This is a genomic window from Pseudomonas sp. Rh2 (genome assembly GCF_040762985.1).
In the GTDB taxonomy this organism is placed as follows: domain Bacteria; phylum Pseudomonadota; class Gammaproteobacteria; order Pseudomonadales; family Pseudomonadaceae; genus Aquipseudomonas; species Aquipseudomonas taiwanensis.
On record NZ_CP142890.1, the window covers coordinates 1267948 to 1290000 of the forward strand.

The window sequence follows — 22053 nt, forward strand, 5'->3', positions numbered from 1 at the left end:
ATTCAATTCTCTCGACGGTCTCGAATTTCAGGGGACGTCGCTACGACATGCCGGGGCAGGGTCACGCGGATCCGGGTGCCACGTTGCCGTTCGATGTCGGCCGGGCTGTCGATGGTGATTTGCCCATAATGCTCCTCCACGATGGAATAGACCAGAGCGAGCCCCAGTCCGGTTCCCTCGCCAGGGTCCTTGGTGGTGAAGAACGGTTCGAACAGGCGGTCCATGATGTTCTTGGGAATGCCGCTGCCTTCATCCTCCACGATCAGGTCGACCGTGTGCTCGTTGGCCTCGCTGCGCACACGAACGGCGCTGCCAGGTGGCGAGGCATCGCGGGCGTTGGAGAGCAGGTTGATCAGCACCTGAGCCAGTCGCTGCGGGTCGCCCTCCGCCCAGTGGTCGGGGTCGCAGAGGTTGAAGAACTGTACTTCGAAGTTGCGCCGGTTCAACGCCAGCAGACCAATGGCGTCCTGGGCCACCTCTGCCAGGCACACCGGCTCTTCGCTGTTCTGGTGGCTGCCGCCGGCGTGGGCGAAGCTCATCAGCGACTGGACGATGCGCGACACTCGCTTGGTCTGCTCCAGGATCTGGCTGGACAGCTCGATGATCTCGCCGTCACCCTCGCGCTCTTCACGCAGGTTCTGCGCCAGGCAGGCGATGCCGGTGATCGGGTTGCCGATCTCGTGGGCTACACCGGCGGCCAGACGGCCAATGCTGGCCAGGCGTTCGGAATGCACCAGTTTGTCTTCCAGGGCCTGGGTCTCGGTGAGGTCCTCGACCAGCAGCACCAGGCCGCTGTTGCCTGGTGCCAGTGGCTCGTCGATGGCCGCCTTGTGCAGGTTCAGCCAGCGGGGTTGACCGTCCAGGGCCAGGCGCTGCTTGTGCAGGTGCTCGTCGGGCACATTGATGAAGCCTTGCAACAGGCCGCGCCAGGGTTCGCTGATGGTGACCAGGCGCGAGCCCACCACGTGCTTGGCGGCAATGCCGGTGAGTTCTTCCATGGCCTTGTTCCACATCAGGATTTCCTGGTCCTTGGCCAGCGAGCATACGCCCATGGGCAGCTCTTGCAGGGTTTGGCGGTGGTAACGGCGCAGGGCATCGAGCTCGGCGGCCAGGCCGGTCAGGCGCGAGTGGTAGTCTTCCAGACGGCTTTCGATGAAGTGGATGTCTTCGGTGACATAGTTCTCGTTGCCGGACTTGTAGGGCAAGAAGGTCTCGACCATGTCCTGGGCAACGCTTGGCCCCATCAGGCCGGACAAGTTCGCCTCGATGCGGTCGCGCAGGCGGCGCAGGGCGTAGGGGCGGCGCTCGTCGAAGGGCAGGTAGAGATCGCGTAGCGCCTGCTCGACTTCCTTCTGCGCAGCCTTGGCGCCCAATGGCTTGGCCAGCTGGGTGGCGAACTCCTGGGGCGAGGCGGCATGCAGCTCACGACGTTGCGGGCGGCGTACGTTGTCCACCGCGCAGGCCTCGGCGGCGCTGGCTTCTTCGGTGCCGGCGTTGGTGAACAGCGAGATCAGGGTGAACAACAGCACGTTGGCCGCCAGCGAGGCAATGGCCGCCATGTGCCAGCTGGTGTCGTCCAGCACGTAGATCATGTCCAGCAGCGGAATGTAGAAGCCCTGCAGGTTGCCCAGCAACGGCAACAGCATCGTTACCATCCACACCAGGGTGCCCGCCAGCAGGCCGGCGATGAAGCCACGGCGGTTGGCGGTCGGCCAGTACAGCACCGACAGCACGCCGGGCAGGAACTGCAAGGTGGCAACGAAGGCGACGATGCCGAGGTTGGCCAGGCTTTGGTGGTTGTTCTGGGTGAGGTAGAACATGAAGCCGGCGGTGATGATGGCGACGATCAGTGCGCGTCGGGTCCATTTCAGCCAGCGGTAGATGTTGCCCTCGGCGGGGGGCTGGTACAGCGGCAGCACCAGATGGTTGAGCGCCATGCCCGATAGCGCCAGGGTGGTGACTATGATCAGTCCGCTGGCGGCCGACAACCCGCCGACGTAGGCGAGCAAGGCCAGAGCCGGATTGCCGGCAGCTATTCCCAGGCCCAGGGTGAAATACTCGGGGTTGGTGCTGGCGCCCAGGCGCAAGCCGGCCCAGAGCACCAGGGGCACCGCCAGGCTCATCAACAGCAGGAACAGTGGCAGGCCCCAGCTGGCGCTGACCAGCGAGCGCGGGTTGAGGTTCTCGGTGAAGGCCATGTGGTACATGTGTGGCATGACGATAGCCGAGGCGAAGAACACCAGCAGCAGGGTGCGCCATGGCCCTTCCTGCAGCGGGGTATGCAACGCCGCCAGGGCGGTCTGGTTCTGCAGCAGCCACACCTCTAGCTGGTGAGGGCCGCCGAACACGCCATACAGGGCATACAGTCCGATACCGCCCAGGGCCAGCAGTTTGATCACCGATTCGAAGGCGATGGCGAAGACCAGACCTTCGTGTTTTTCGCGCGTGGCGATATGACGTGAGCCAAAGAAAATGGTGAACAGGATAATCAGCACGCAGAAGGCGAACGCCACCCGCGCCTTGACCGGTTCTCCGGTGAGAATGCTGATCGAGTCTGCGACCGCCTGGATCTGCAGGGCCAGCAACGGCAACACGCCGATCAGCATGATCACCGTCGTCAGCGCACCGGCCCAGGTGCTGCGAAAGCGAAACGCCAGCAGGTCTGCCAGCGAGGAAAGCTGGTAGGTCCGGGTGATCTTCAGGATCGGGTAGAGCAGCACCGGCGCGAGCAGGAACGCGCCTGAGACCCCCAGGTAACACGCCAGGAAGCCATAGCCATACTGGTAGGCCAGGCCAACCGACCCATAGAAGGCCCACGCGCTGGCGTATACCCCCAGCGACAGCGTGTAGGTCAGGGGGTGACGGATGATGGAGCGGGGAATCAGCCCTCGCTCGCTGATCCAGGCCACGCCGAACAGCACCAGAAGGTACGCGGCGCTGATCAGGATCATCTGGGTCAGGCTAAAGCTCATCGGCATCTCGTTGGCTCTGCAGGATGAAGGTGACGACGATCAGGATCAGCCAGAGCAGGTAGGGGCGGTACCAGGCTCCGGTCGGTTCGATCCACCAGTCCATGATGGCCGGGGAGAACAGGTAGATCCCCACGACCAGAAGCAGGACCAAACGATAGATGTACATGCTGGCCTCGATGGTTGGGCGCTGCGGGCTTGGACTTATTATTGGCGCAAATGGCTGGGGCGATGCTAGCGGGAATCCATGGGGTTCGCCAAGAGTTTGAATTTATTGGGCTTTTGTTTTCGAGAGGCCGGGCCTGCGTCAGTGCAAGTCTGCCTCTGCAACAGTGGCCTGCCGGGCAATCGCCTCTGGCCGCCACTGCTTGCGGGCTACCGCAAGGACTTCAGCCGGTGTTGCCAGCAGCAACTCCGGCTCTGCTGCCTGCCCCAAGGCCCGCAGCGCGCGCAGCAGCAAAGGCGTCGCCTGTTCCGCCTGCAGCGGCGGCGAGCGATAGGACTTGCCCAGCTTGTGTCCATCCGGCTGCACGATGAGCGGAATATGCAGGTAACGCGGCTGCGAAAGGCCCAGCAGTTCCTGCAGGTACAACTGGCGTGGGGTGTTGTCGAGCAGGTCCGCCCCGCGCACGATGTCGGTAACACCCTGCCAGGCATCATCCAGCACCACCGCCAGTTGATACGCATACAGCCCATCACGCCGCTGGATCACGAAATCGCCCACTTCACGCCCCAGGTGTTGCTGGAACTCGCCCTGCACCCGGTCTGTAAAGCGGTAGATCAACTCAGGCACCCGTAGCCGGATCGCTGCGCCTTCTCGGGCATGCCCGGCGTTACGGCAAAAGCCTGGGTAGATGCCGTTGTAGCCCTCCAGCTGCTTGCGCGAACAGGTACAGGCGTAGGCCAGGCCCATGCTGAACAGGCGGTCGACCACCGCGGCGTAGGCGTCGTGGCGCTGGCTCTGGTAGACCACTTCGCCATCCCACTCCAGGCCGTAGCGCTCTAGGGTCTGCAGGATCGCGTCGCGGGCCCCGGGCATTTCCCGGGGCGGGTCGGTGTCTTCCATGCGTACCAGCCAGCGGCCATCGACCGCGCGGGCGTCGAGCCAGGAGGCGAGGGCGGCGACCAGCGAGCCGAAGTGCAGGAAGCCGCTGGGAGTGGGGGCGAAACGTCCGATATAGCGGGAGTCTTTCATGGGCCGTACAGGTCGTAAAAATGAAAACGGGGCGCATGGTGCGCCCCGTTCGAATGGGAAAAGAGTCAGCCTTTGCCGACCGTCTTTTCCTTCTTCTCCGCGATTTCCTTGCAATCGAAGCACAGGTCGGCGGTGGGACGGGCTTCCAGGCGACGCAGGCCGATCTCGATGCCGCACGATTCGCACCAGCCGTATTCGTCGGCCTTGATCTTGTCGAGGGTCTTGTCGATCTTCTTGATCAGCTTGCGCTCGCGATCGCGGTTGCGCAGCTCAAGGGCGAATTCTTCTTCCTGGCTGGCGCGGTCAGCCGGGTCGGGGAAGTTGGCAGCTTCGTCCTTCATGTGATCCACGGTGCGGTCCACACTGTTCATCAGTTCCTGTTTCCAGGCACCGAGAAGCTTGGTGAAGTGCTTTTTCATGGGCTCGCCCATGTACTCTTCGCCCTGCTTTTCTACGTAGGGCTCGACACCGTACATGGTCTGGGCTTTGTGCTTTTCTACGGTGGACATGAATAGACCGCCTCTCACTCATCTGATCCAATGCGCAGGCTGCTCCATCTCCGGCACCCGCCGGCCCTGCGACTGCGAGCCGCCGAACTTACCAGATAGATCGGGGGTGCGCTACCCCGCCCGATTCTAGTGGTTGACAGCGGCGCAAGTCGTACGTTCGGTGCCGCGCAGAGGTAGAATCCACAGTTTAGACCCAATTGAGAGAAGGTCATGGCCCACACCCACAGTGCGCGCAGTCGCGCCATCGAACCCTTCCATGTCATGGCACTGCTGGCGCGGGCCAACGAGTTGCAGGCGGCTGGGCACGATGTGATCCACCTTGAAATCGGCGAGCCAGATTTCACCACCGCTGCACCCATCGTCGCGGCGGGCCAGGCGGCGCTGGCGGCAGGTCATACCCGATACACCGCGGCCCGTGGCTTGCCGGCCTTGCGCGAGGCGATCGCCGGCTTCTACCAGCAGCGTTATGGCGTGACGATCGACCCGCAGCGCATTTTGATCACCCCTGGCGGATCGGGCGCGCTGTTGCTGGCCAGCAGTCTGTTGGTGGACCCCGGCAAGCACTGGTTGCTGGCCGACCCAGGCTACCCCTGCAATCGACATTTCTTGCGCCTGGTCGAAGGCGGCGCCCAACTGGTCCCGGTGGGGCCGGACGTCAACTACCAACTGACGGCCGATCTGGTCGAGCGCCACTGGGACAAGGACACCGTTGGCGCCCTGGTCGCTTCGCCAGCCAACCCGACCGGCACGGTGCTCAGCCGTGACCAGTTGGCCAGCCTGTCCAGGGCCACCCGTGAGCACCATGGTCACCTGGTGGTGGACGAGATCTACCACGGCCTCACCTATGGCATGGACGCTGCGAGCGTGCTGGAAGTCGATGATGAGGCCTTTGTCCTTAATAGTTTTTCCAAGTATTTCGGCATGACCGGATGGCGCCTGGGTTGGCTGGTGGCACCGCCCAGTGCCGTGGCCGACTTGGAGAAACTGGCGCAGAACCTCTATATCAGCGCACCGAGCATGGCCCAGCACGCCGCGTTGGCATGCTTCCAGCCCGAGACCTTGTCGATTCTCGAAGAGCGCCGCGCAGAGTTCGCCCGCCGTCGCGATTTCCTGTTGCCGGCGCTGCGCGAGCTGGGCTTCGGGATCGCCGTCGAGCCTCAGGGCGCGTTCTATCTTTATGCCGATATCAGCGCATTTGGCGGCGATGCCTTTGCGTTTTGCCGGCATTTCCTCGAAACCGAACACCTGGCCTTTACCCCAGGTCTGGACTTTGGCCGCCACCTGGCCGGTCATCATGTGCGTTTTGCCTATACCCAGAGCTTGCCGCGCCTGGAGGAGGCGGTACAGCGCATTGCCCGTGGCCTGCGGAGCTGGCAAGGCTGATGCGCTTTTCACCCGCACTCGAACAGGGGCGCCTGCTGCGTCGCTACAAACGCTTTCTGGCCGATATCGAACTGGCCAGCGGCGAGCAGCTGACCATCCATTGCCCCAACACCGGTTCCATGCTCAATTGCATGCTTGAAGGTGGTCAGGTCTGGTTCAGCCGCTCCAACGACCCCAAGCGCAAGTTGCCTGGAACCTGGGAAATCAGCGAAACGCCTCAGGGGCGCCTGGCCTGCGTGAACACCGGTCGGGCCAATGCATTGGTCGAAGAAGCGTTGCACGCAGGTGTCATCCGTGAGTTGGCAGGTTTCACCGGACTCAAGCGCGAGGTGGCGTACGGCGAAGAACGTAGCCGTGTGGATTTTCGCCTGGAGTTCGCCGATGGCCCGGCTTATGTCGAGGTCAAGAGCGTGACCCTGGGTTACCCGGACTCCTCGGTCGCCGCCTTCCCCGATGCGGTGACCCAGCGCGGTGCCAAGCACTTACGCGAATTGGCGGCCCTGGCCCGGCAAGGTATTCGTGCGGTGCAGCTGTACTGCGTCAACCTGACCGGTGTGGACGCTGTGCGCCCTGCCGAAGAGATCGATGCGGCCTACAGCCAGGCCCTGCGCGCGGCCGTGGCGGATGGCGTAGAAGTGCTGGCCTACGGCGCTCGCCTGGACGCCGGTCAGATCGTCATCGACCGCCCTTTGCCGGTGCTGCTCAACCGGTAAGCCAGATGCCCTGGCTATCCTCACGGCAGTCCAGGGCCTCCAACGCCTCGCCCTCGCAGGGGCCGGCCACGCATTCGCCACTTTCGATCAGGAACAGGGCGCCGTGATGGGCGCAGTGGATCAGGCTGGCGCTGTCATCGAGAAAGCTGTCCTCTGCCCAGTTCAACGCAATACCGCGGTGGGGGCAACGGTTGCGGTACAGGTACACCTGGCCTCGGCGACGTACGCCGAACACCGCGGTGCCGTCTACGCTGAAGGCGCGGCTATGGCCCTCGGGCAGCCCGTGGGAAGTACAAAGGAAGTGCATGGCAGGGGGTGTTCCAGGTGGCAACGTCTGGCTTGACGCTTTAATGCGAATAATTATCAAATTGCAGCCGCTCGCTGCGCCTGCCTGCCTATGGTGCGCAGTTCCGCCGCCCGCCACAAGGCGCGTGGCCTGCCTTCAGGAGGAATCCGATGATGCGCCGTATCGCTGCCCATGTCGCCCTGTGCGTGGGCCTGGTGCTTTCAACCCAGGCCCTGGCCACCGACTCGCCGCAACGCTGGGTCAGTGCTGGGGGCTCCCTGAGCGAATGGATCAGCCTGCTGGGTGGCGAGCAGCGGCTGGTTGGTGTCGATACCACCAGCCAGCATCCTGAGTCGCTGAAGGCATTACCAAGCATCGGGTATCAACGGCAGCTGTCGGCCGAGGGCATTCTCAGTTTGCGCCCGGATGTACTGGTTGGGACCGAGGAAATGGGGCCGCCGCCGGTGTTGGCGCAGATTCGCAAGGCCGGTGTGCAGGTCGAGCTGTTGTCCAGCAAGGCCGAGCTGACTGCCGTGGATGAAAACCTCAAGCAGCTGGGCAAATTGTTGGGGGTGCAGCAGAAGGCTTCGGAGCTGGCTGCGGGCTACCACCAGCAACTGGAAGCGCTATCGGCAAGGGTCAGACAGGCCCAGGCAGGCCAGAAGGCGCCGGGCGTATTGCTGCTGGTCGGCCATGCGGGAGCCAAACCGTTGATTGCCGGGCAAGGCACGGCGGGCGATTGGGTAGTGCGTCAGGCTGGTGGGCGTAACCTCGCCGAACACCCAGGCTACAAGCATTTCTCCGTCGAAGCGTTGGCTGCGCTGGACCCGGATGTCGTGGTGTTCTCCGACCGTGCCCTTGTGGGCGAGCAGGCCTTGCAAGCATTGCTCAAGGAAAACCCGGCACTGGCCGTATCACGCGCGGTGCGTGAGCAGCGCCTGGTTGCGCTGGACCCGACCCTGTTGGTGGGTGGCCTTGGCCCACGCTTGCCGGCCACCCTGCAAGGGTTGGCGGAAAGCTTCTATCCCAATGCCAAGGCACGTCCCACTCAATGAAGCAGCGAATCGCGCCGCGCAGCGTGTGCCTGGGTTTGGGCCTTCTGTGTCTGCTGGCGGTCTGGCTGTCGCTGGCACTAGGGCCGGTCAGCCTGCCATTGTTCGATACCCTGCGCGCGGGGCTGCGCTTGCTCGGGCTGCCCGTTGGAGGTGATGGCCTCGAGCAGGCGCAGATGATTCTTGGCCAGATCCGCGTTCCGCGCACCTTGCTAGGCCTTGCCGTCGGAGCGGTGCTGGCGCTGTCCGGGGTTGCCATGCAAGCGCTGTTTCGTAACCCGTTGGCTGACCCGGGGCTGGTGGGCGTGGCGAGCGGCGCGGCGCTTGGCGCGGCAGTGGCGATCGTGGCGGGGAGCTGGCTTGGAGGTTTGCCAGAAGCGCTGGCACCGTACCTGCTGTCGGCTTGTGCATTCGTCGGTGGGCTCGGTGTGACCGCGCTGGTGTATCGCCTGGGCCGGCGCGATGGCCAGACCCATGTCGCCACCATGCTCCTGGCCGGCATCGCCATGACCGCTTTAGGCGGCTCGGCGGTGGGGTTGTTCACCTATCTGGCCGATGACGCCACGCTGCGTACACTGACATTCTGGAACCTGGGCAGCCTCAATGGCGCCAGTTACGAGCGTTCATGGCCAGTGCTTCTGGTCACGCTGGCCGTGGCGATCTGGCTGCCGCGTCGGGCGCAGGCGCTAAATGCCTTGCTGCTGGGTGAATCGGAGGCCCGTCACCTGGGAGTCGATGTGGAGCGGCTCAAGCGCGAACTGGTGCTTTGCACGGCGCTGGGCGTAGGTTCGGCGGTGGCGGCAGCCGGCCTGATCGGCTTCGTCGGTCTGGTGGTGCCGCACTGGGTGCGGCTGCTGGCTGGCCCGGATCATCGGGTATTGCTGCCGGCCTCGCTGCTGGCAGGCGGCGCGCTGCTGTTGTTTGCCGATTTGGTTGCGCGCCTGGCCCTGGCCCCAGCCGAGTTGCCGATTGGGATTGTTACCGCGTTCATTGGTGCGCCGTTCTTTCTGTTCTTGCTGGTACGGGGGCGCAACTGATGCTTTCAGTCGAGGGCCTGCACTTGCGGCGGGGAAGCAACGAGGTGCTGCACGGCCTCCACCTTCAGTTGCAGCCAGGCCAGGTGCTGGGCGTGCTCGGTCCGAACGGTGCGGGCAAAAGCAGTCTGTTGGGTGTGCTGTGCGGCGAGCTGGCGCCCAGCGAGGGCCAGGTGAGGTTGCAGGGGCGGGCATTGGCCGACTGGCCAGGGCAGGCGCGGGCACGACGCCTGGCGGTGCTGCCACAGGTGTCCAGCCTGGGGTTCGCCTTTCGTGTGGACGAGGTGGTCGGCATGGGGCGTCTGCCTCATGACACCGGCCGGCAACGTGATCGAGAGATCGTCGAGGCGGCGTTGCAGGCAGCGGATGCCTGGCATCTGGTCGAGCGCAGCTACCTGGCGCTGTCCGGCGGCGAGCGTCAGCGGGTTCACCTGGCGCGGGTCCTGGCCCAGCTATGGCCAGGCGAAGTGGGGGCCACGTTGCTGCTCGACGAACCAACCTCGATGCTCGACCCTCTGCACCAGCACACCACGTTGCAGGTTGTGCGAAGCTTTGCCGACCGTGGTGCGGCGGTGCTGGTGATCCTGCATGACCTGAACCTGGCGGCGCGTTACTGTGATCGCATCCTGCTGCTGGAGCAGGGGCGCTGTCATGCGCTTGCTGAGCCGCAGGCGGTCTTGACGCCTCGGGCGCTCAAGGCGGTATTTGGCATCGATGTTCTGGTGCAGGAGCACCCAGAGCGTGGCCACCCGTTGATCATCACTCGCTAGGAGGCTCTGTGCATGCGTCATCCATGGCTGTCTGCTGTTTCGCTGGGTCTGGGGCTGGCCTTGGGCGGGTGCCAGGCGAGCTTGCCGACGCTACCGGCCTGGCAAAGCAGTGAAGGGCGTGACAGTGCGCGGTTGGGGCAGATTCGCGACCTTACCAGCGGTCAGTCGATCAGCCCTGAGCAACTGGTCCGGCGCCTGGCCGATGCGCCACGAGTGATTGTGGGCGAGAAGCATGACAACCCTGACCACCATGCCCTGCAGCTATGGTTGCTGCGTGCCGTGCAGACCCAGCGCCCCCAGGGCAGCCTGTTGATGGAGATGCTGCAACCGGACCAGCAGTCCCAGGTCGATGCCGTGCAGCAGCAAGCCCAGTTGCCTCAGGACCTGCCCAAGGCTCTGGCCTGGGATGACGGCTGGGATTGGCCATTGTATGGGCCGATCGTGCGGGAGGCCTTGCAGGGGCATGTCCCCTTGCTGGCGGCCAACCTTTCACCCGAGCAGATGCGTCAGGCCTATCGCCAGCCGCCGCCATTGCCCGGCACACGCTCCAACAGCCCGGCAGTGAAAGCGGCATTGCTCAAGCAGGTACGGGAAGGACACTGTGGTCTGTTGCCGGAAAGCCAACTGCCGGCGATGCTGGCCGTTCAGCAGCAGCGTGACCGGCGAATCGCCGAACGACTCAACGATGCGCCGCAGCCTGCAATGTTGCTGACCGGGGCCTATCACGCGCGCAAGGACCTGGGCGTGCCACTGCATTTGGCCGACCTGGAGGCGAAAGGGGAGACCAAGGTGTTGATCTTGGCCGAGGTGGGTCAGACTGTGGAAGCTGGCATGGCCGATTACGTGTGGTACACCGCCGCCCTGCCCGAGCAGGATTACTGCGCGACGCTGCGTCAGTAACGATTTCGGCGCGCCGGTCAGCATCCAGGCAAAAAAAGACCCGGCAAAACTGCCGGGTCAATAACCGTGATTAGCCTGATGAGGAGATAATCTGAGAGTCCGAACCAGGGGCTTTCAGCTTATCCAACCAGTCTCGCGACCAGTTGTGATAATCATAACGATTCTCATTTAATCGTCAATCCCCTTTGTGCGTTCATTTCGCATTTTTTTGCGTAAGGCATTTCGCATCCAGTTGTTGGTTGAGTGCTTCCTTGCGTTCGGCCGGCAAATCGTTCCAGTGCATGTCCAGGAGCGCGCCTTCAATGGCGTACAACAGCACCTTCGATGCCCGGAATCCCCGCGTTTTGACGGCTTGGTACGCACCCACGGCACCGAGACGACGCAGGTCCGACGCACTGTGTATACCCGCCGCGTGCAACCACTGCGCAGAGGTCTTGCCAAGATTCTTCAGATGCTGCAATTCATCGTTCATCTAGCCTCCTTGCGATGGCTGAACGGGTCTTGGGGGATAAATCGCGAGCAGGTCAGAAAGGAGTGTAGCGGGGGTTCGCAAATGCGCGGCCTTTTGCCATCGGGGCCGACGAGATGCCCGAGAGGTGGGGCTGTCGGGCAGCCCCAGCCATGATTCAGGCTTTCGGTCGATAGCGCATGCGCGTGCCGAACTTGGCTGACATGAGGATTTCGTCCGCGCTCAGCTCCGGCGGGAAGTACGTGCCGGAGATCTGGGCATGGGCGATGCTCGCCCCTTCCAGACCATTGTCACGCAGGTCCAGCCCGCGCAAGTCGGCAGCGCGGAAGTACGCGTCGGTGAAGTCGATGCCACGCGCATCCAGCTCACGCAGGTCCAGGCCACGGAAGTCGCCGCCGCGAAAGTCGATCAGCCCCACGGCGGGTCTTTCACGATTGAATGCGCTGATGTTCTCGTCGCGGACCAATGCGTACAGGGCATTGTCCAGTTGACGGGGCTGGTTCATGACGGCGCCTCCTTATGATTGTGATGATATTGTAATGCCATCACTGTGGAGGCGCCGAACTTCAGGCGTGAAGTGTCGACTGCTTCACGCCTTTAGGCTCAGAGGCCTGGCAAACGCTGGCGAACCTGATCGATCACCTGGTTCATGCTGGCGCTGTCCTGGGTGTCGACGCGGGTGCTGTGTTTGAGTTCCTCCTCGTCCAGAGGCTCACGGCTGGCCTGCTGCGCCTTGATCACCTCCAGGGTGGCATCCGAAGGGTCGCTGTTTTCTGCTTGGCGCTGCTCCAGCCAGCTGGCGATGACGGCCTCAGGGGCGTGGCAGTCGAGGATCAGGAAAGGCACGCCGGTGTGATTGGCGACTTCCGCCGCTGACTGGCGCTGTGCGCGTTTGAGGTAGGTGGCATCGAGCACTACCGGGAACCCGGCGCGCAGGATGGTCGCCGCCAGCTCGTGCAGGCGCTGGTAGGTGGCGGCGCTGGCGTTCTGGTCGTAGATGCCGGTGTTCTGCTGCCCGGCGTTTGCCGCTTGCTGCTCACCGAACAGGCGTTTGCGCTCTACGTCCGAACGCACGCGGATGGCCCCCAGGGCTTCGACCATGCGCATGGCGACATGGCTTTTGCCCACGGCCGAAACACCGTGGGTGATGGCCAGAAGGCGCGAGGGGATGGCGCTGTAGCTTTCCGCCAGGTTGGCGTAGTTACGGTAGGTACGCAGGGTGGTGGCGCGTTGTACGCCGTCGGCGTCTGCCGGCAGGCTGAACAGCGCAACCTTGGCGCGTACCAGGGCACGATAGGCCTTGTAGAAGTTGAGCAGCTCCAGGCCCTCGTAGTCGCCGGTGAGCTCCAGGTACTGGCTGATGAAGCGGCGCGACAGACACTTGAGGCCACGGTCTTCCAGGTCCATGGCCAGGAAGCCGACGTCGGCGTAGACATCGGTCAGGCGGAAGGGCTCGTTGAACTCGATGCAGTCGAAGATCACCACCTTGCCGTCGATCAGGGTGGCATTGCCCAGGTGGATGTCGCCATGGCACTCACGGATGAAGCCTTTGGCCTTGCGTTGCTCCAACAGGCTGTGCAGGCGCTCGAAGCTGCTGTGGGCCCAGGCTTGCAGGTTGTCCAGTTGTTGCAGGTCGGCCTTGTCGGTGAGGAACGGACGGATCTGCTCGAAGTTCTGCTCCACCGGCGCCATGACGCTGTCCGGGGTGCCCAGCGGGTGGTCGACCGGCACTTTTGGCGCCTGCAGGTGGAACTCGGCGATCTGTCGGGCCATCTGGTCGATATGGCCAGCATTCAGTTCACCGTTGGCCTGCAGCGTGTTGAGCATTTGGCCCTGGGGGAACTGGCGCATTTTCAGGACGTATTCGATAGCCTCGCCCTCGCCGCCGATTTGCGGTGCCTCGGCAGTACCGGTGATCGGCAGGACCTCAAGGTAGAGACCGTCGGTCAGGCGCTGGTTCAGACGCAACTCTTCGTTACAGAAATGCTGGCGCTTATCCAGGCTGGTGAAGTCGAGAAAGCCGAAGTTCATCGGTTTCTTGACCTTGTAGGCGTACTCGCCGGTGAGCAGAACCCAGGAGATATGCGTCTCGATGAGTTGGAAGCCATCCACCGGGTGAGGGTAGAGGGCTGGGTTCTGCAAGGCGTTGATCAAGGCTTGGCTCACGAGAAATCCTTCCGGGGCAGGGAATTCGAATGCGCCATTATGGTCAATGGTGCCGTCCCTGCATACCGCCAGAGGGCGTCTGCCCAGCCTTTACAAAGTGCGTATAATCCGCCGTCATGACTCGAACTCGATCCCCCCGCACCCCTCAGAAACGCCCGACCGGCCGCTCCCGCGCCTGGCTGGGCTGGGCTTTGAAGCTCAGCCTGGTTGGCCTTGTGATCGTCGCCGGCTTCGCGGTTTACCTCGATGCCGTCGTCCAGGAGAAGTTCTCTGGCAAGCGCTGGACCATCCCGGCCAAGGTGTATGCCCGGCCGCTGGAGCTGTTCGTCGGACAGAAACTGAGCAAGAACGACTTCCTCACCGAACTCGATGCGCTCGGCTATCGGCGCGAGAGCGCCGCCAACGGCCCAGGTGCGGCCGCGGTCAATGGTAACAACGTCGACCTCAATACCCGTGGCTTCCAGTTCTACGAGGGCATGGAGCCGGCCCAGTTCGTGCGCGTGCGTTTCTCCGGTGACTATGTTGCGGGGCTCTCCGGCGCCAACGGCGGCAAGCTCGATGTGGTGCGCCTGGAGCCTTTGATGATCGGCGGTATCTATCCGAAGAACCTCGAAGACCGCATTCTGATCAAGATCGACCAGGTGCCGCCGTACCTGCTCGAAACCTTGGTGGCGGTGGAAGACCGCGACTTCTACAGCCACTTCGGCGTATCGCCCAAGTCGATTGCCCGCGCCATGTGGGTCAACACGTCATCCGGCTCCATGCGCCAGGGCGGCAGTACCCTGACGCAGCAGTTGGTGAAGAACTTCTACCTGACCAGCGAGCGCAGTCTCAGCCGCAAGCTCACCGAAGCGATGATGGCCGTGCTGCTGGAGCTGCATTACGACAAGCGCGAAATTCTCGAGGCCTACCTCAACGAAGTGTTCGTTGGCCAGGACGGTCAACGTGCCGTGCATGGCTTCGGCCTGGCCAGCCAGTTCTTCTTCAGCCAGCCGCTGTCGGAACTCAAGCTGCATCAGGTCGCCTTGCTGGTGGGTATGGTCAAGGGGCCGTCCTACTACAACCCGCGCCGTTACCCGGAGCGTGCGCTGACTCGCCGTAACCTGGTGCTCGACCTGCTGGCCGAGCAGAACGTGGTGAGCAAGGAAGTCGCCGAAGCGGCCAAGAAAATGCCCTTGGGCGTGACCAAGCGTGGCAGCCTGGCCGACAGCTCGTTCCCGGCCTTCCTCGACCTGGTCAAGCGTCAGCTGCGTCAGGACTACCGCGATGAGGACTTGACCGAAGAAGGCCTGCGAATCTTCACCAGCTTCGACCCGATCCTGCAGATGAAGGCCGAGAGCGCCATGAGCGAGACGTTCAAGCGCCTGGCCGGGCGCAAGGGCGCTGATGAGGTGGAGTCGGCAATGGTTGTGACCAACCCGGAAACCGGTGAGGTGCAGGCGCTGATCGGCAGCCGCCAGTCGGGCTTCGCCGGCTTCAACCGCGCCATCGATGCGGTGCGTCCGATTGGTTCGCTGGTCAAGCCAGCGGTCTACCTGACCGCGCTGGAGCAACCGACCAAGTACACCCTGACCAGCCGCGTGCAGGATGAGCCGTTTTCGGTCAAGGGCGCTGACGGCCAGGTATGGCGTCCGCAGAACTACGACCGCCGCCCCCATGGCACCATCTACCTGTATCAGGGGCTGGCCAACTCCTACAACCTGTCGACCGCCAAGATCGGCTTGGAAGTGGGGGTCCCGAACGTCATCAAGACCATTGGGCGGCTGGGCGTGAATGTCGATTGGCCAGCCTTCCCATCGATGCTGCTGGGCGCCGGTGGGATGTCGCCGATGCAGGTCGCGACCATGTACCAGACCATCGCCAATGGTGGCTTCAATACCCCGATGCGCGGTATTCGCAGCGTGCTGACGGCCGAAGGCGAGCCGCTCAAGCGCTACCCGTTCCAGATCCAGCAGACTTTCGATCCGGGCTCGATCTACCTGGTGCAGAACGCCATGCAGCGAGTGATGCGTGAAGGTACCGGTCGTTCGGTGTACAGCGTGCTGCCAAGTTCGCTGACCCTGGCAGGCAAGACCGGGACCAGTAACGATTCGCGCGACAGCTGGTTCTCCGGCTTCAGCCAGGACCTGCTGGCCGTGGTCTGGCTGGGCCGCGACGATAACGGCAAGACACCGTTCACTGGCGCCACCGGTGCCCTGCAGGTATGGACCAGCTTCATGCGCAAGGCCGACCCGCTGCCGTTGGACATGCCGCAGCCGGACAATGTAGTGCAGGCCTGGATCGATCCGTACAGCGGGCAAGGTTCCGATGGCAGCTGTCCGGGAGCCGTGCAGATGCCGTATATTCGCGGGAGCGAACCGCCCGCGGGTGCGACCTGTGGCGGTGAGCAGGATCCGGTTGAGTCGGTCATGGACTGGGTCAAGGGCTGGATGAATTAAGCACTGGCTGCATTGATGAGGTGTGAAGTGAAAAAGTGGTGGTTTCCTGCCGTGACGGCACTGGTTGTGCTCCAGGGGTGCTCCAGCGTTCCGCGGGGCAATATCCCGGTCGTCGACTCGAGCACACGCGTGTCCAACAGCGAGCGCATCACTGCCAACCGTTCGGCGGTTGGCATGAGCGGTGGCACCTCTCAGGCACAGACGCTGCCCGAGGACTCCGGGGTGACCGTGGTCATTCCACAGGGCGCGGGTTCCGCGCCAATCCAGACGTTCCCGGCCGCGACCGGGGCGGCGCCGATCAGCACTGCGCCAATCAGCACCACACCGATCACGACCAACCCTAATCCGATCGCCGACGAGCCGTTCGACATCGCGTCGATGAGTGGCGGTTCGAGCGCCACCAGCGCCCCGACCGGTATTCCACGCAGCGGTGCCTCGGGTGGCCTGTCGGCCGATGAGCAGTTGGACGGCCCGGTGCTGGCATTGCTCACCACCGCCCAGCAGCAGCAAGGCAGTGGCGACTTCAATGGCGCGGCTTCCAGCCTGGAGCGTGCCCAGCGCATCGCCCCGCGCGAGCCGCAAGTGCTGTTCCGCCTGGCCCAGGTACGCTTGTCCCAAGGGGATGCCGCTCAGGCCGAACAACTGGCGCGTCGTGGCCTGAGCTATGCCAACGGCCGCCCGAGCCTGCAGGCCGAGCTGTGGAACACCATCGCCCAGGCACGCGAAAAGCAAGGCGATAGCGCCGGTGCCGCACTGGCGCGGCAAAAGGCTCGGGTCAGCTCCTGATGGTCGAACAACGGATCCTGGACATCGCCGATCACCTGCTGCTCATCGAGCGTGAGCTGCAGGTGCAAGGCTGGTGGAGCGACGCCTCGCCGAGCAAGCAGGCGCTGGCCAGCACGGTGCCATTTGCGGTCGATACGCTGAGCTTCGAGCAGTGGCTGCAGTGGATCTTCCTGCCCCGCATGAGGCTTATCATCGAGCGGGGCCAACCGCTGCCCAACGCCTCGGGCATCCTGGTCATGGCCGAAACCGTCTTTGTCGATCGTCCGGAGCAAAGTCGTGAGCTGCGGCGCCTTTTGGCAGCTTTCGATCAATTGATCGCTCCTTCCGCCTGATTTCTTCTTTTTTTCCTTCAAGGGCCGCAGATTGTGGCCCTTTTTTATGGAAATCTTATTTTTTCTGCTGCTGAGGCGGTTTTTAGTGGTGGCAGGAATTCATCTTGAGGAAAAATTGGCAATAATTTTTCTTGACTTGTAGCCGCCAAATCACAAGAATCCAGATTCCGCTGTAGAGGGACTGCCAGAAGCAGACCCGCTAAGCAGATCATGAGGCGCACACCCGCGCCGACCTGTTACACCCCGCAACGCGTTACCTCGCGCTGGGTGGGAAACCCCCGCAACACTCTGGGGAGCTCCCAATACTTGCTCAGTCAGTGCTGACGTTCGCTCATGCTCTGCTTGGCAGTAAACCTATTAAGACCCGTCCATGTGGGCGGTATTCTGGCGTTTTAGAGGTGAACAACGTGGAGCTTTTATCTGGCGCTGAGATGGTCGTCCGCTTCTTGCGTGACGAAGGCGTTAAGCACATCTACGGGTACCCTGGTGGTGCTCTCCTTCATGTTTACGATGCACTGTTCAAGGAACCGGAAGTCGAGCACATCCTGGTTCGTCACGAGCAGGCTGCTACCCATATGGCGGACGGCTACGCCCGTGCCACCGGCAAGGCCGGTGTGGTGCTGGTGACTTCCGGCCCGGGTGCGACCAATGCCATTACCGGTATTGCCACCGCCTACATGGACTCGATTCCGATGGTCATCCTGTCCGGCCAGGTGCCTAGCACCATGGTGGGTACCGATGCCTTCCAGGAAACCGACATGATCGGGATCTCGCGGCCTATCGTGAAGCACAGCTTCATGGTCAAGCATGCCTCGGAAATCCCTGAAGTCCTGAAAAAAGCGTTCTACCTGGCGCAATCCGGCCGTCCTGGCCCGGTCGTGGTCGACATTCCAAAAGATATGACCAACCCGGCCGAGAAGTTCGAATACGTCTACCCGAAAAAGGTCAAGCTGCGCTCCTACAGCCCAGCCGTACGCGGCCACTCCGGTCAGATCCGCAAGGCAGCCGAGATGATCCTCGCCGCCAAGCGCCCGATCGTGTACTCCGGTGGCGGCGTCATCCTCGGTGGTGGCTCCGAAGCCCTGACCGAAATCGCCAAGTCGCTGAACCTGCCTGTCACCAATACCCTGATGGGGCTGGGTGGCTTCCCGGGCACCGATCGCCAGTTCCTTGGCATGCTCGGTATGCACGGCAGCTTCACCGCCAACATGGCCATGCACAATGCCGACGTGATCCTGGCGGTTGGTGCGCGTTTCGACGACCGTGTGGTCAATGGCCCGGCCAAGTTCTGCCCCAACGCCAAGATCATCCACATCGACATCGACCCTGCGTCGATCTCCAAGATGATCAAGGCTGACGTACCGATCGTGGGGCCAGTCGACAGCGTGCTGAGCGAAATGCTCACCATCCTCAAGGAAATCGGCGAGCAGCCTGACAAGGCCGCGTTGGATGCCTGGTGGAAGCAGATCGACGAATGGCGCGGTGACCGTGGCCTGTTCCCTTACGACAAGGGCGACGGCAGCGTCATCAAGCCACAGACCGTGATCGAGACCCTCTGCGAAGTGACCCATGGCGACGCCTTCGTCACCTCCGACGTAGGTCAGCACCAGATGTTCGCGGCGCAGTACTACCGCTTCAACAAGCCGAACCGTTGGATCAACTCTGGTGGCCTTGGCACCATGGGCTTCGGTTTCCCGGCGGCCATGGGCATCAAGCTGAACTTCCCGGATCAGGACGTGGCCTGCGTCACTGGCGAGGGCAGTATCCAGATGAACATTCAGGAACTGTCCACCTGCATGCAGTACGGCCTGCCGGTGAAGATCGTCAACCTGAACAACGGCGTGTTGGGCATGGTCCGCCAATGGCAGGACATGTCCTACAACGGTCGTCACTCGCATTCGTACGTCGAGTCGCTGCCTGACTTCATCAAGCTGGCTGAGGCCTATGGCCATGTGGGCATCCGCATCACCAGCCTGAAGGACCTCAAGCCGAAGCTGGAGGAAGCCTTCGCGATGAAGGACCGCCTGGTGTTCATCGACATCGCGGTTGACCGTACCGAGCACGTCTATCCGATGCAGATCAAGGATGGCTCGATGCGTGACATGTGGCTGAGCAAGACGGAGCGTACCTGATATGCGGCACATCATCTCCCTGCTGCTGGAAAACGAACCCGGTGCGTTGTCCCGTGTGGTCGGCCTGTTCTCCCAGCGCAACTACAACATTGAAAGCCTGACCGTGGCGCCGACCGAAGACCCGACCCTGTCGCGTCTGACGCTGACCACCGTTGGCCATGACGAAGTGATCGAACAGATCACCAAGAACCTGAACAAGCTGGTCGAAGTGGTCAAATTGGTCGACCTGTCGGAAAGTGCTCACATCGAGCGCGAGCTGATGTTGGTCAAGGTCAAGGCCACCGGTGCCCAGCGCGCCGAGATCAAGCGCACCACGGATATCTTCCGTGGCCAGATCGTCGACGTCACCGCCAGCGTGTACACCGTGCAACTGAGCGGTACCAGCGACAAACTGGACAGCTTCATCCAGGCGATCGGCACTGCATCGATTCTCGAAACCGTGCGCAGTGGCGTCACCGGCATTGCCCGTGGCGACAAAGTGCTCAGCATCTAAATTCAAAAATTAGCGATGGCTCCGCAGGGGGCCGAGATATAACCAGGGGTATTTCCATGAAAGTTTTCTACGACAAAGACTGCGACCTTTCCATCATTCAGGGTAAGAAAGTCGCCATCATCGGTTACGGCTCCCAGGGCCACGCTCAGGCGTGCAACCTGAAAGACTCCGGTGTGGATGTCACCATCGGTCTGCGTAAAGGTTCGGCCACCGTTGCCAAGGCAGAAGCCCATGGCCTGAAAGTGACCGACGTTGCCTCTGCCGTCGCTGCTGCCGACCTGGTCATGATCCTGACTCCGGACGAGTTCCAGGGCCAGCTGTACAAGAACGAGATCGAACCGAACATCAAGAAGGGCGCCACCCTGGCCTTCTCCCACGGCTTCTCGATCCACTACAACCAAGTCGTTCCTCGTGCCGACCTGGACGTGATCATGATCGCGCCGAAGGCTCCGGGCCACACCGTTCGTTCCGAGTTCGTCAAAGGCGGCGGTATCCCTGACCTGATCGCTATCTACCAGGACGCCTCCGGCAATGCCAAGAACGTTGCCCTGTCCTACGCTTCGGGCGTTGGTGGCGGCCGTACCGGCATCATCGAAACCACCTTCAAGGACGAGACCGAGACCGACCTGTTCGGTGAGCAGGCTGTTCTGTGTGGCGGTACCGTCGAACTGGTCAAAGCCGGTTTCGAAACCCTGGTCGAAGCTGGCTACGCGCCGGAAATGGCCTACTTCGAGTGCCTGCACGAGCTGAAACTGATCGTTGACCTCATGTACGAAGGCGGCATCGCCAACATGAACTACTCGATCTCCAACAACGCCGAGTACGGTGAGTACGTCACCGGCCCAGAAGTCATCAACGAAGAATCCCGCAAGGCCATGCGCAACGCTCTGAAGCGCATCCAGGACGGCGAATACGCGAAGATGTTCATCTCCGAGGGCGCCACCAACTACCCATCGATGACCGCCAAGCGTCGTAACAACGCTGCCCACGGCATCGAGATCATCGGTGAGCAACTGCGCTCGATGATGCCTTGGATCTCGGCTAACAAGATCGTCGACAAGACCAAGAACTAAGTCTTATCGAAAGATGAAAAACGCGGCTTCGGCCGCGTTTTTTCGTTCCGACAGTCAGCTTCTGGTATAAAGCAGACCAGTGGCTTGCTGTAAGAACCTGTTTTGCAGGCCCGTGTCGAACATTTTCCATCCTGTTGCAAGGTACCCTCCATGAGCGAACGTCCCGAAGAGCCGAACAAGCCCTCCGACGCCGAAAGCCTGCTACCTGTCGATGAGCACGTTGAAGAAGGGCATGACGCCGAAGGGCGCAAGGTGCGCCATCGCGGCATCTATCTGTTGCCTAACCTGTTTACCACCGCCAACCTGTTCGCGGGTTTCTATTCCATCATCAGTTCGATGAGCGCACAGAGCGCCCTCAGTGCCGGTGACCCGCGGGAGGCGAGCAAGTATTTTGCCTTTGCCGCCATCGCCATCTTCGTTGCCATGGTGCTTGACGGTCTCGATGGCCGAGTGGCACGCATGACCAATACCCAGAGTGCCTTCGGCGCCGAGTACGACTCGCTGTCGGACATGGTTGCCTTTGGCGTGGCACCCGCGTTGCTGGCGTTCGGCTGGGCGCTGGGCGACATGGGCAAGGTCGGCTGGATGGTCGCATTCATCTACGTCGCTGGCGCCGCGCTGCGCCTGGCGCGTTTCAATACCCAGGTGGGCACTGCTGACAAACGCTACTTCATCGGCCTGGCCAGTCCGGCTGCCGCCGGAGTGGTCGCCGGTACCGTATGGGCTTTCAGCGACTACGGCATCCAGGGCTCGAAACTGTCGTTTCTGGTCGCGCTGCTGGTAGCCGCTGCCGGCATGCTGATGGTCAGCAACATCAAGTACAACAGCTTCAAGGAGCTGGACCTCAAGGGACGCGTTCCGTTCGTGGCGATCCTTGCTGTGGTGCTGGTGTTCGCCGTGGTGTTCAGCGACCCGCCACGCATCCTGCTGCTGATCTTCCTCGCTTACGCGGCTTCGGGGCCAATCCAGTTCCTGTTGAAAGCGCGCCGTCGTAAAGCGTGACATTCTTTTAATGGTGGAATAACCCTCCGGCTCCATAGTCTTACTGGAACATCCGCTATCCAGTGCTATGGAGCCGACCATGCTCATCAAGCTTCCCAAGTCTTCCGAGTGCAAGGCATCGGAGATCACCCCCGAAGGCGTATACCTTTCCCGTCGAACCCTGCTGGGTGGCTCCCTGGCTGGCCTCGCCCTGGGCGCATTGCCGGGCCGGGCCAGCGCGGTTGAAGCCTCGCGTTATGCCGATGTGCAGGCCGGCGCCGCACCGGCTTGGTTCACCGAGAAGCTTGCAGCTACACGCTGGCAGGCGGTAACGGTCAAAGATGAGGCGATCACGCCCTTCAAGGATGCGAC

General features: G+C 62.4%; 22 protein-coding genes (1 of these 22 only partly in view). 14 read left to right on the forward strand and 8 right to left on the reverse strand.

Annotation, left to right across the window (positions count from 1 at the left end):
* Positions 1–2: 2 nt before the first annotated feature.
* The 4 genes from VXM67_RS05700 to dksA all read right to left on the reverse strand — a co-directional run bounded on the left by VXM67_RS05700 (position 3) and on the right by dksA (position 4673).
* Complete coding sequence (locus VXM67_RS05700; protein WP_367237552.1) at positions 3–2978, reverse strand: ATP-binding protein; 2976 nt, start codon at positions 2976–2978, stop codon at positions 3–5.
* Complete coding sequence (locus VXM67_RS05705; protein ID WP_003250005.1) at positions 2962–3138, reverse strand: hypothetical protein; 177 nt, start codon at positions 3136–3138, stop codon at positions 2962–2964. Before VXM67_RS05705 ends, VXM67_RS05700 begins: the two co-directional genes overlap by 17 nt.
* 138 nt (positions 3139–3276) lie before the next feature.
* The gene (gluQRS, locus tag VXM67_RS05710) at positions 3277–4164 is read right to left on the reverse strand and encodes a tRNA glutamyl-Q(34) synthetase GluQRS (protein WP_104882182.1); all 888 of its coding nucleotides are present in this window, start codon (positions 4162–4164) and stop codon (positions 3277–3279) included.
* Positions 4165–4229: 65 nt separating this feature from the next.
* Positions 4230–4673, reverse strand: coding sequence for an RNA polymerase-binding protein DksA (gene dksA / locus VXM67_RS05715; RefSeq protein ID WP_023378647.1), 444 nt, complete (start codon positions 4671–4673; stop codon positions 4230–4232).
* Between the two features lie 210 nt (positions 4674–4883).
* On the opposite strand from dksA, the gene VXM67_RS05720 reads away from it, so the two are divergent.
* Together VXM67_RS05720 and sfsA are read left to right on the forward strand one after the other, a co-directional pair.
* Positions 4884–6056: a pyridoxal phosphate-dependent aminotransferase gene (locus VXM67_RS05720; protein WP_023378649.1), complete on the forward strand. Its 1173-nt coding sequence runs from the start codon at positions 4884–4886 to the stop codon at positions 6054–6056.
* Positions 6056–6769, forward strand: coding sequence for a DNA/RNA nuclease SfsA (gene sfsA / locus VXM67_RS05725; protein ID WP_023378650.1), 714 nt, complete (start codon positions 6056–6058; stop codon positions 6767–6769). The genes VXM67_RS05720 and sfsA overlap by 1 nt, the downstream gene beginning before the upstream one ends.
* On the opposite strand, the gene VXM67_RS05730 is transcribed toward sfsA, so the two are convergent.
* Positions 6759–7076, reverse strand: a complete 318-nt coding sequence (locus VXM67_RS05730) for a Rieske (2Fe-2S) protein (RefSeq protein WP_023378651.1) — start codon at positions 7074–7076, stop codon at positions 6759–6761. The genes sfsA and VXM67_RS05730 overlap by 11 nt on opposite strands.
* A 149-nt stretch (positions 7077–7225) precedes the next feature.
* On the opposite strand from VXM67_RS05730, the gene VXM67_RS05735 reads away from it, so the two are divergent.
* From VXM67_RS05735 to VXM67_RS05750, 4 genes are read left to right on the forward strand one after another with little or no spacing between them, the layout of a single operon-like run.
* Positions 7226–8110, forward strand: coding sequence for a hemin ABC transporter substrate-binding protein (locus tag VXM67_RS05735; protein WP_367237553.1), 885 nt, complete (start codon positions 7226–7228; stop codon positions 8108–8110).
* A 50-nt stretch (positions 8111–8160) separates the two neighbouring features.
* Positions 8161–9144 (forward strand): iron chelate uptake ABC transporter family permease subunit, encoded by a 984-nt coding sequence (locus VXM67_RS05740; protein ID WP_177429858.1) that lies wholly within the window; start codon positions 8161–8163, stop codon positions 9142–9144.
* Positions 9144–9911, forward strand: coding sequence for a heme ABC transporter ATP-binding protein (locus VXM67_RS05745; protein WP_104882179.1), 768 nt, complete (start codon positions 9144–9146; stop codon positions 9909–9911). Before VXM67_RS05740 ends, VXM67_RS05745 begins: the two co-directional genes overlap by 1 nt.
* Before the next feature lie 12 nt (positions 9912–9923).
* Positions 9924–10811 carry a ChaN family lipoprotein gene (locus VXM67_RS05750; RefSeq protein WP_023378655.1) on the forward strand — a complete coding sequence of 296 codons (888 nt, stop codon included), beginning with the start codon at positions 9924–9926 and terminating at the stop codon, positions 10809–10811.
* Positions 10812–11004: 193 nt separating this feature from the next.
* On the opposite strand, the gene VXM67_RS05755 is transcribed toward VXM67_RS05750, so the two are convergent.
* From VXM67_RS05755 to VXM67_RS05765, 3 genes are all read right to left on the reverse strand, one after another.
* Complete coding sequence (locus VXM67_RS05755; protein WP_023378656.1) at positions 11005–11283, reverse strand: TfoX/Sxy family protein; 279 nt, start codon at positions 11281–11283, stop codon at positions 11005–11007.
* Positions 11284–11437: 154 nt separating this feature from the next.
* Positions 11438–11785, reverse strand: a complete 348-nt coding sequence (locus tag VXM67_RS05760; RefSeq protein ID WP_023378657.1) for a pentapeptide repeat-containing protein — start codon at positions 11783–11785, stop codon at positions 11438–11440.
* Between the two features lie 98 nt (positions 11786–11883).
* Entirely contained in the window at positions 11884–13446 is a 1563-nt protein-coding gene (locus VXM67_RS05765; protein ID WP_027908029.1) for a bifunctional aminoglycoside phosphotransferase/ATP-binding protein, read from the reverse strand.
* Between the two features lie 116 nt (positions 13447–13562).
* On the opposite strand from VXM67_RS05765, the gene mrcB reads away from it, so the two are divergent.
* From mrcB to msrP, 8 genes are all read left to right on the forward strand, one after another.
* Positions 13563–15884, forward strand: coding sequence for a penicillin-binding protein 1B (gene mrcB, locus VXM67_RS05770; RefSeq protein WP_023378659.1), 2322 nt, complete (start codon positions 13563–13565; stop codon positions 15882–15884).
* A gap of 15 nt (positions 15885–15899) precedes the next feature.
* The gene (locus tag VXM67_RS05775; protein ID WP_027908030.1) at positions 15900–16670 is read left to right on the forward strand and encodes a tetratricopeptide repeat protein; all 771 of its coding nucleotides are present in this window, start codon (positions 15900–15902) and stop codon (positions 16668–16670) included.
* Positions 16670–17002 (forward strand): YqcC family protein, encoded by a 333-nt coding sequence (locus VXM67_RS05780; protein ID WP_023378661.1) that lies wholly within the window; start codon positions 16670–16672, stop codon positions 17000–17002. Before VXM67_RS05775 ends, VXM67_RS05780 begins: the two co-directional genes overlap by 1 nt.
* A gap of 407 nt (positions 17003–17409) precedes the next feature.
* On the forward strand, positions 17410–19134 hold the full coding sequence (locus VXM67_RS05785) for an acetolactate synthase 3 large subunit (RefSeq protein WP_023378662.1): 1725 nt from the start codon (positions 17410–17412) through the stop codon (positions 19132–19134).
* A gap of 1 nt (position 19135) precedes the next feature.
* Entirely contained in the window at positions 19136–19627 is a 492-nt protein-coding gene (ilvN, locus tag VXM67_RS05790) for an acetolactate synthase small subunit (protein WP_003250040.1), read from the forward strand.
* 56 nt (positions 19628–19683) lie between these two features.
* Complete coding sequence (gene ilvC, locus VXM67_RS05795; protein WP_023378663.1) at positions 19684–20700, forward strand: ketol-acid reductoisomerase; 1017 nt, start codon at positions 19684–19686, stop codon at positions 20698–20700.
* Between the two features lie 150 nt (positions 20701–20850).
* A complete protein-coding gene (gene pssA / locus VXM67_RS05800) occupies positions 20851–21702 on the forward strand; it encodes a CDP-diacylglycerol--serine O-phosphatidyltransferase (protein ID WP_003250045.1) in 852 nt (283 codons plus the stop codon).
* Positions 21703–21781: 79 nt separating this feature from the next.
* Positions 21782–22053, forward strand: the start of a protein-coding gene (msrP, locus tag VXM67_RS05805) for a protein-methionine-sulfoxide reductase catalytic subunit MsrP (RefSeq protein ID WP_023378664.1). The gene runs 742 nt beyond the window's last position; 272 of the gene's 1014 nt are visible here — the first part of the coding sequence; the start codon lies at positions 21782–21784; its stop codon lies off the right edge, out of view.

Excerpts from the sequence above, each read along its gene's own strand:
- ilvC (WP_023378663.1), top strand. The coding sequence starts at position 19,684 with ATGAAAGTTTTCTACGACAAAGACTGCGACCTTTCCATCATTCAGGGT.
- gluQRS (WP_104882182.1), bottom strand. The coding sequence starts at position 4,164 with ATGAAAGACTCCCGCTATATCGGACGTTTCGCCCCCACTCCCAGCGGC.
- VXM67_RS05760 (WP_023378657.1), bottom strand. The coding sequence starts at position 11,785 with ATGAACCAGCCCCGTCAACTGGACAATGCCCTGTACGCATTGGTCCGC.
- VXM67_RS05735 (WP_367237553.1), top strand. The coding sequence starts at position 7,226 with ATGATGCGCCGTATCGCTGCCCATGTCGCCCTGTGCGTGGGCCTGGTG.
- VXM67_RS05705 (WP_003250005.1), bottom strand. The coding sequence starts at position 3,138 with ATGTACATCTATCGTTTGGTCCTGCTTCTGGTCGTGGGGATCTACCTG.
- VXM67_RS05700 (WP_367237552.1), bottom strand. The coding sequence starts at position 2,978 with ATGCCGATGAGCTTTAGCCTGACCCAGATGATCCTGATCAGCGCCGCG.
- VXM67_RS05775 (WP_027908030.1), top strand. The coding sequence starts at position 15,900 with ATGAGGTGTGAAGTGAAAAAGTGGTGGTTTCCTGCCGTGACGGCACTG.
- VXM67_RS05750 (WP_023378655.1), top strand. The coding sequence starts at position 9,924 with ATGCGTCATCCATGGCTGTCTGCTGTTTCGCTGGGTCTGGGGCTGGCC.
- pssA (WP_003250045.1), top strand. The coding sequence starts at position 20,851 with ATGAGCGAACGTCCCGAAGAGCCGAACAAGCCCTCCGACGCCGAAAGC.
- sfsA (WP_023378650.1), top strand. The coding sequence starts at position 6,056 with ATGCGCTTTTCACCCGCACTCGAACAGGGGCGCCTGCTGCGTCGCTAC.
- VXM67_RS05745 (WP_104882179.1), top strand. The coding sequence starts at position 9,144 with ATGCTTTCAGTCGAGGGCCTGCACTTGCGGCGGGGAAGCAACGAGGTG.
- mrcB (WP_023378659.1), top strand. The coding sequence starts at position 13,563 with ATGACTCGAACTCGATCCCCCCGCACCCCTCAGAAACGCCCGACCGGC.
- ilvN (WP_003250040.1), top strand. The coding sequence starts at position 19,136 with ATGCGGCACATCATCTCCCTGCTGCTGGAAAACGAACCCGGTGCGTTG.
- VXM67_RS05780 (WP_023378661.1), top strand. The coding sequence starts at position 16,670 with ATGGTCGAACAACGGATCCTGGACATCGCCGATCACCTGCTGCTCATC.
- VXM67_RS05720 (WP_023378649.1), top strand. The coding sequence starts at position 4,884 with ATGGCCCACACCCACAGTGCGCGCAGTCGCGCCATCGAACCCTTCCAT.
- dksA (WP_023378647.1), bottom strand. The coding sequence starts at position 4,673 with ATGTCCACCGTAGAAAAGCACAAAGCCCAGACCATGTACGGTGTCGAG.
- VXM67_RS05755 (WP_023378656.1), bottom strand. The coding sequence starts at position 11,283 with ATGAACGATGAATTGCAGCATCTGAAGAATCTTGGCAAGACCTCTGCG.
- VXM67_RS05730 (WP_023378651.1), bottom strand. The coding sequence starts at position 7,076 with ATGCACTTCCTTTGTACTTCCCACGGGCTGCCCGAGGGCCATAGCCGC.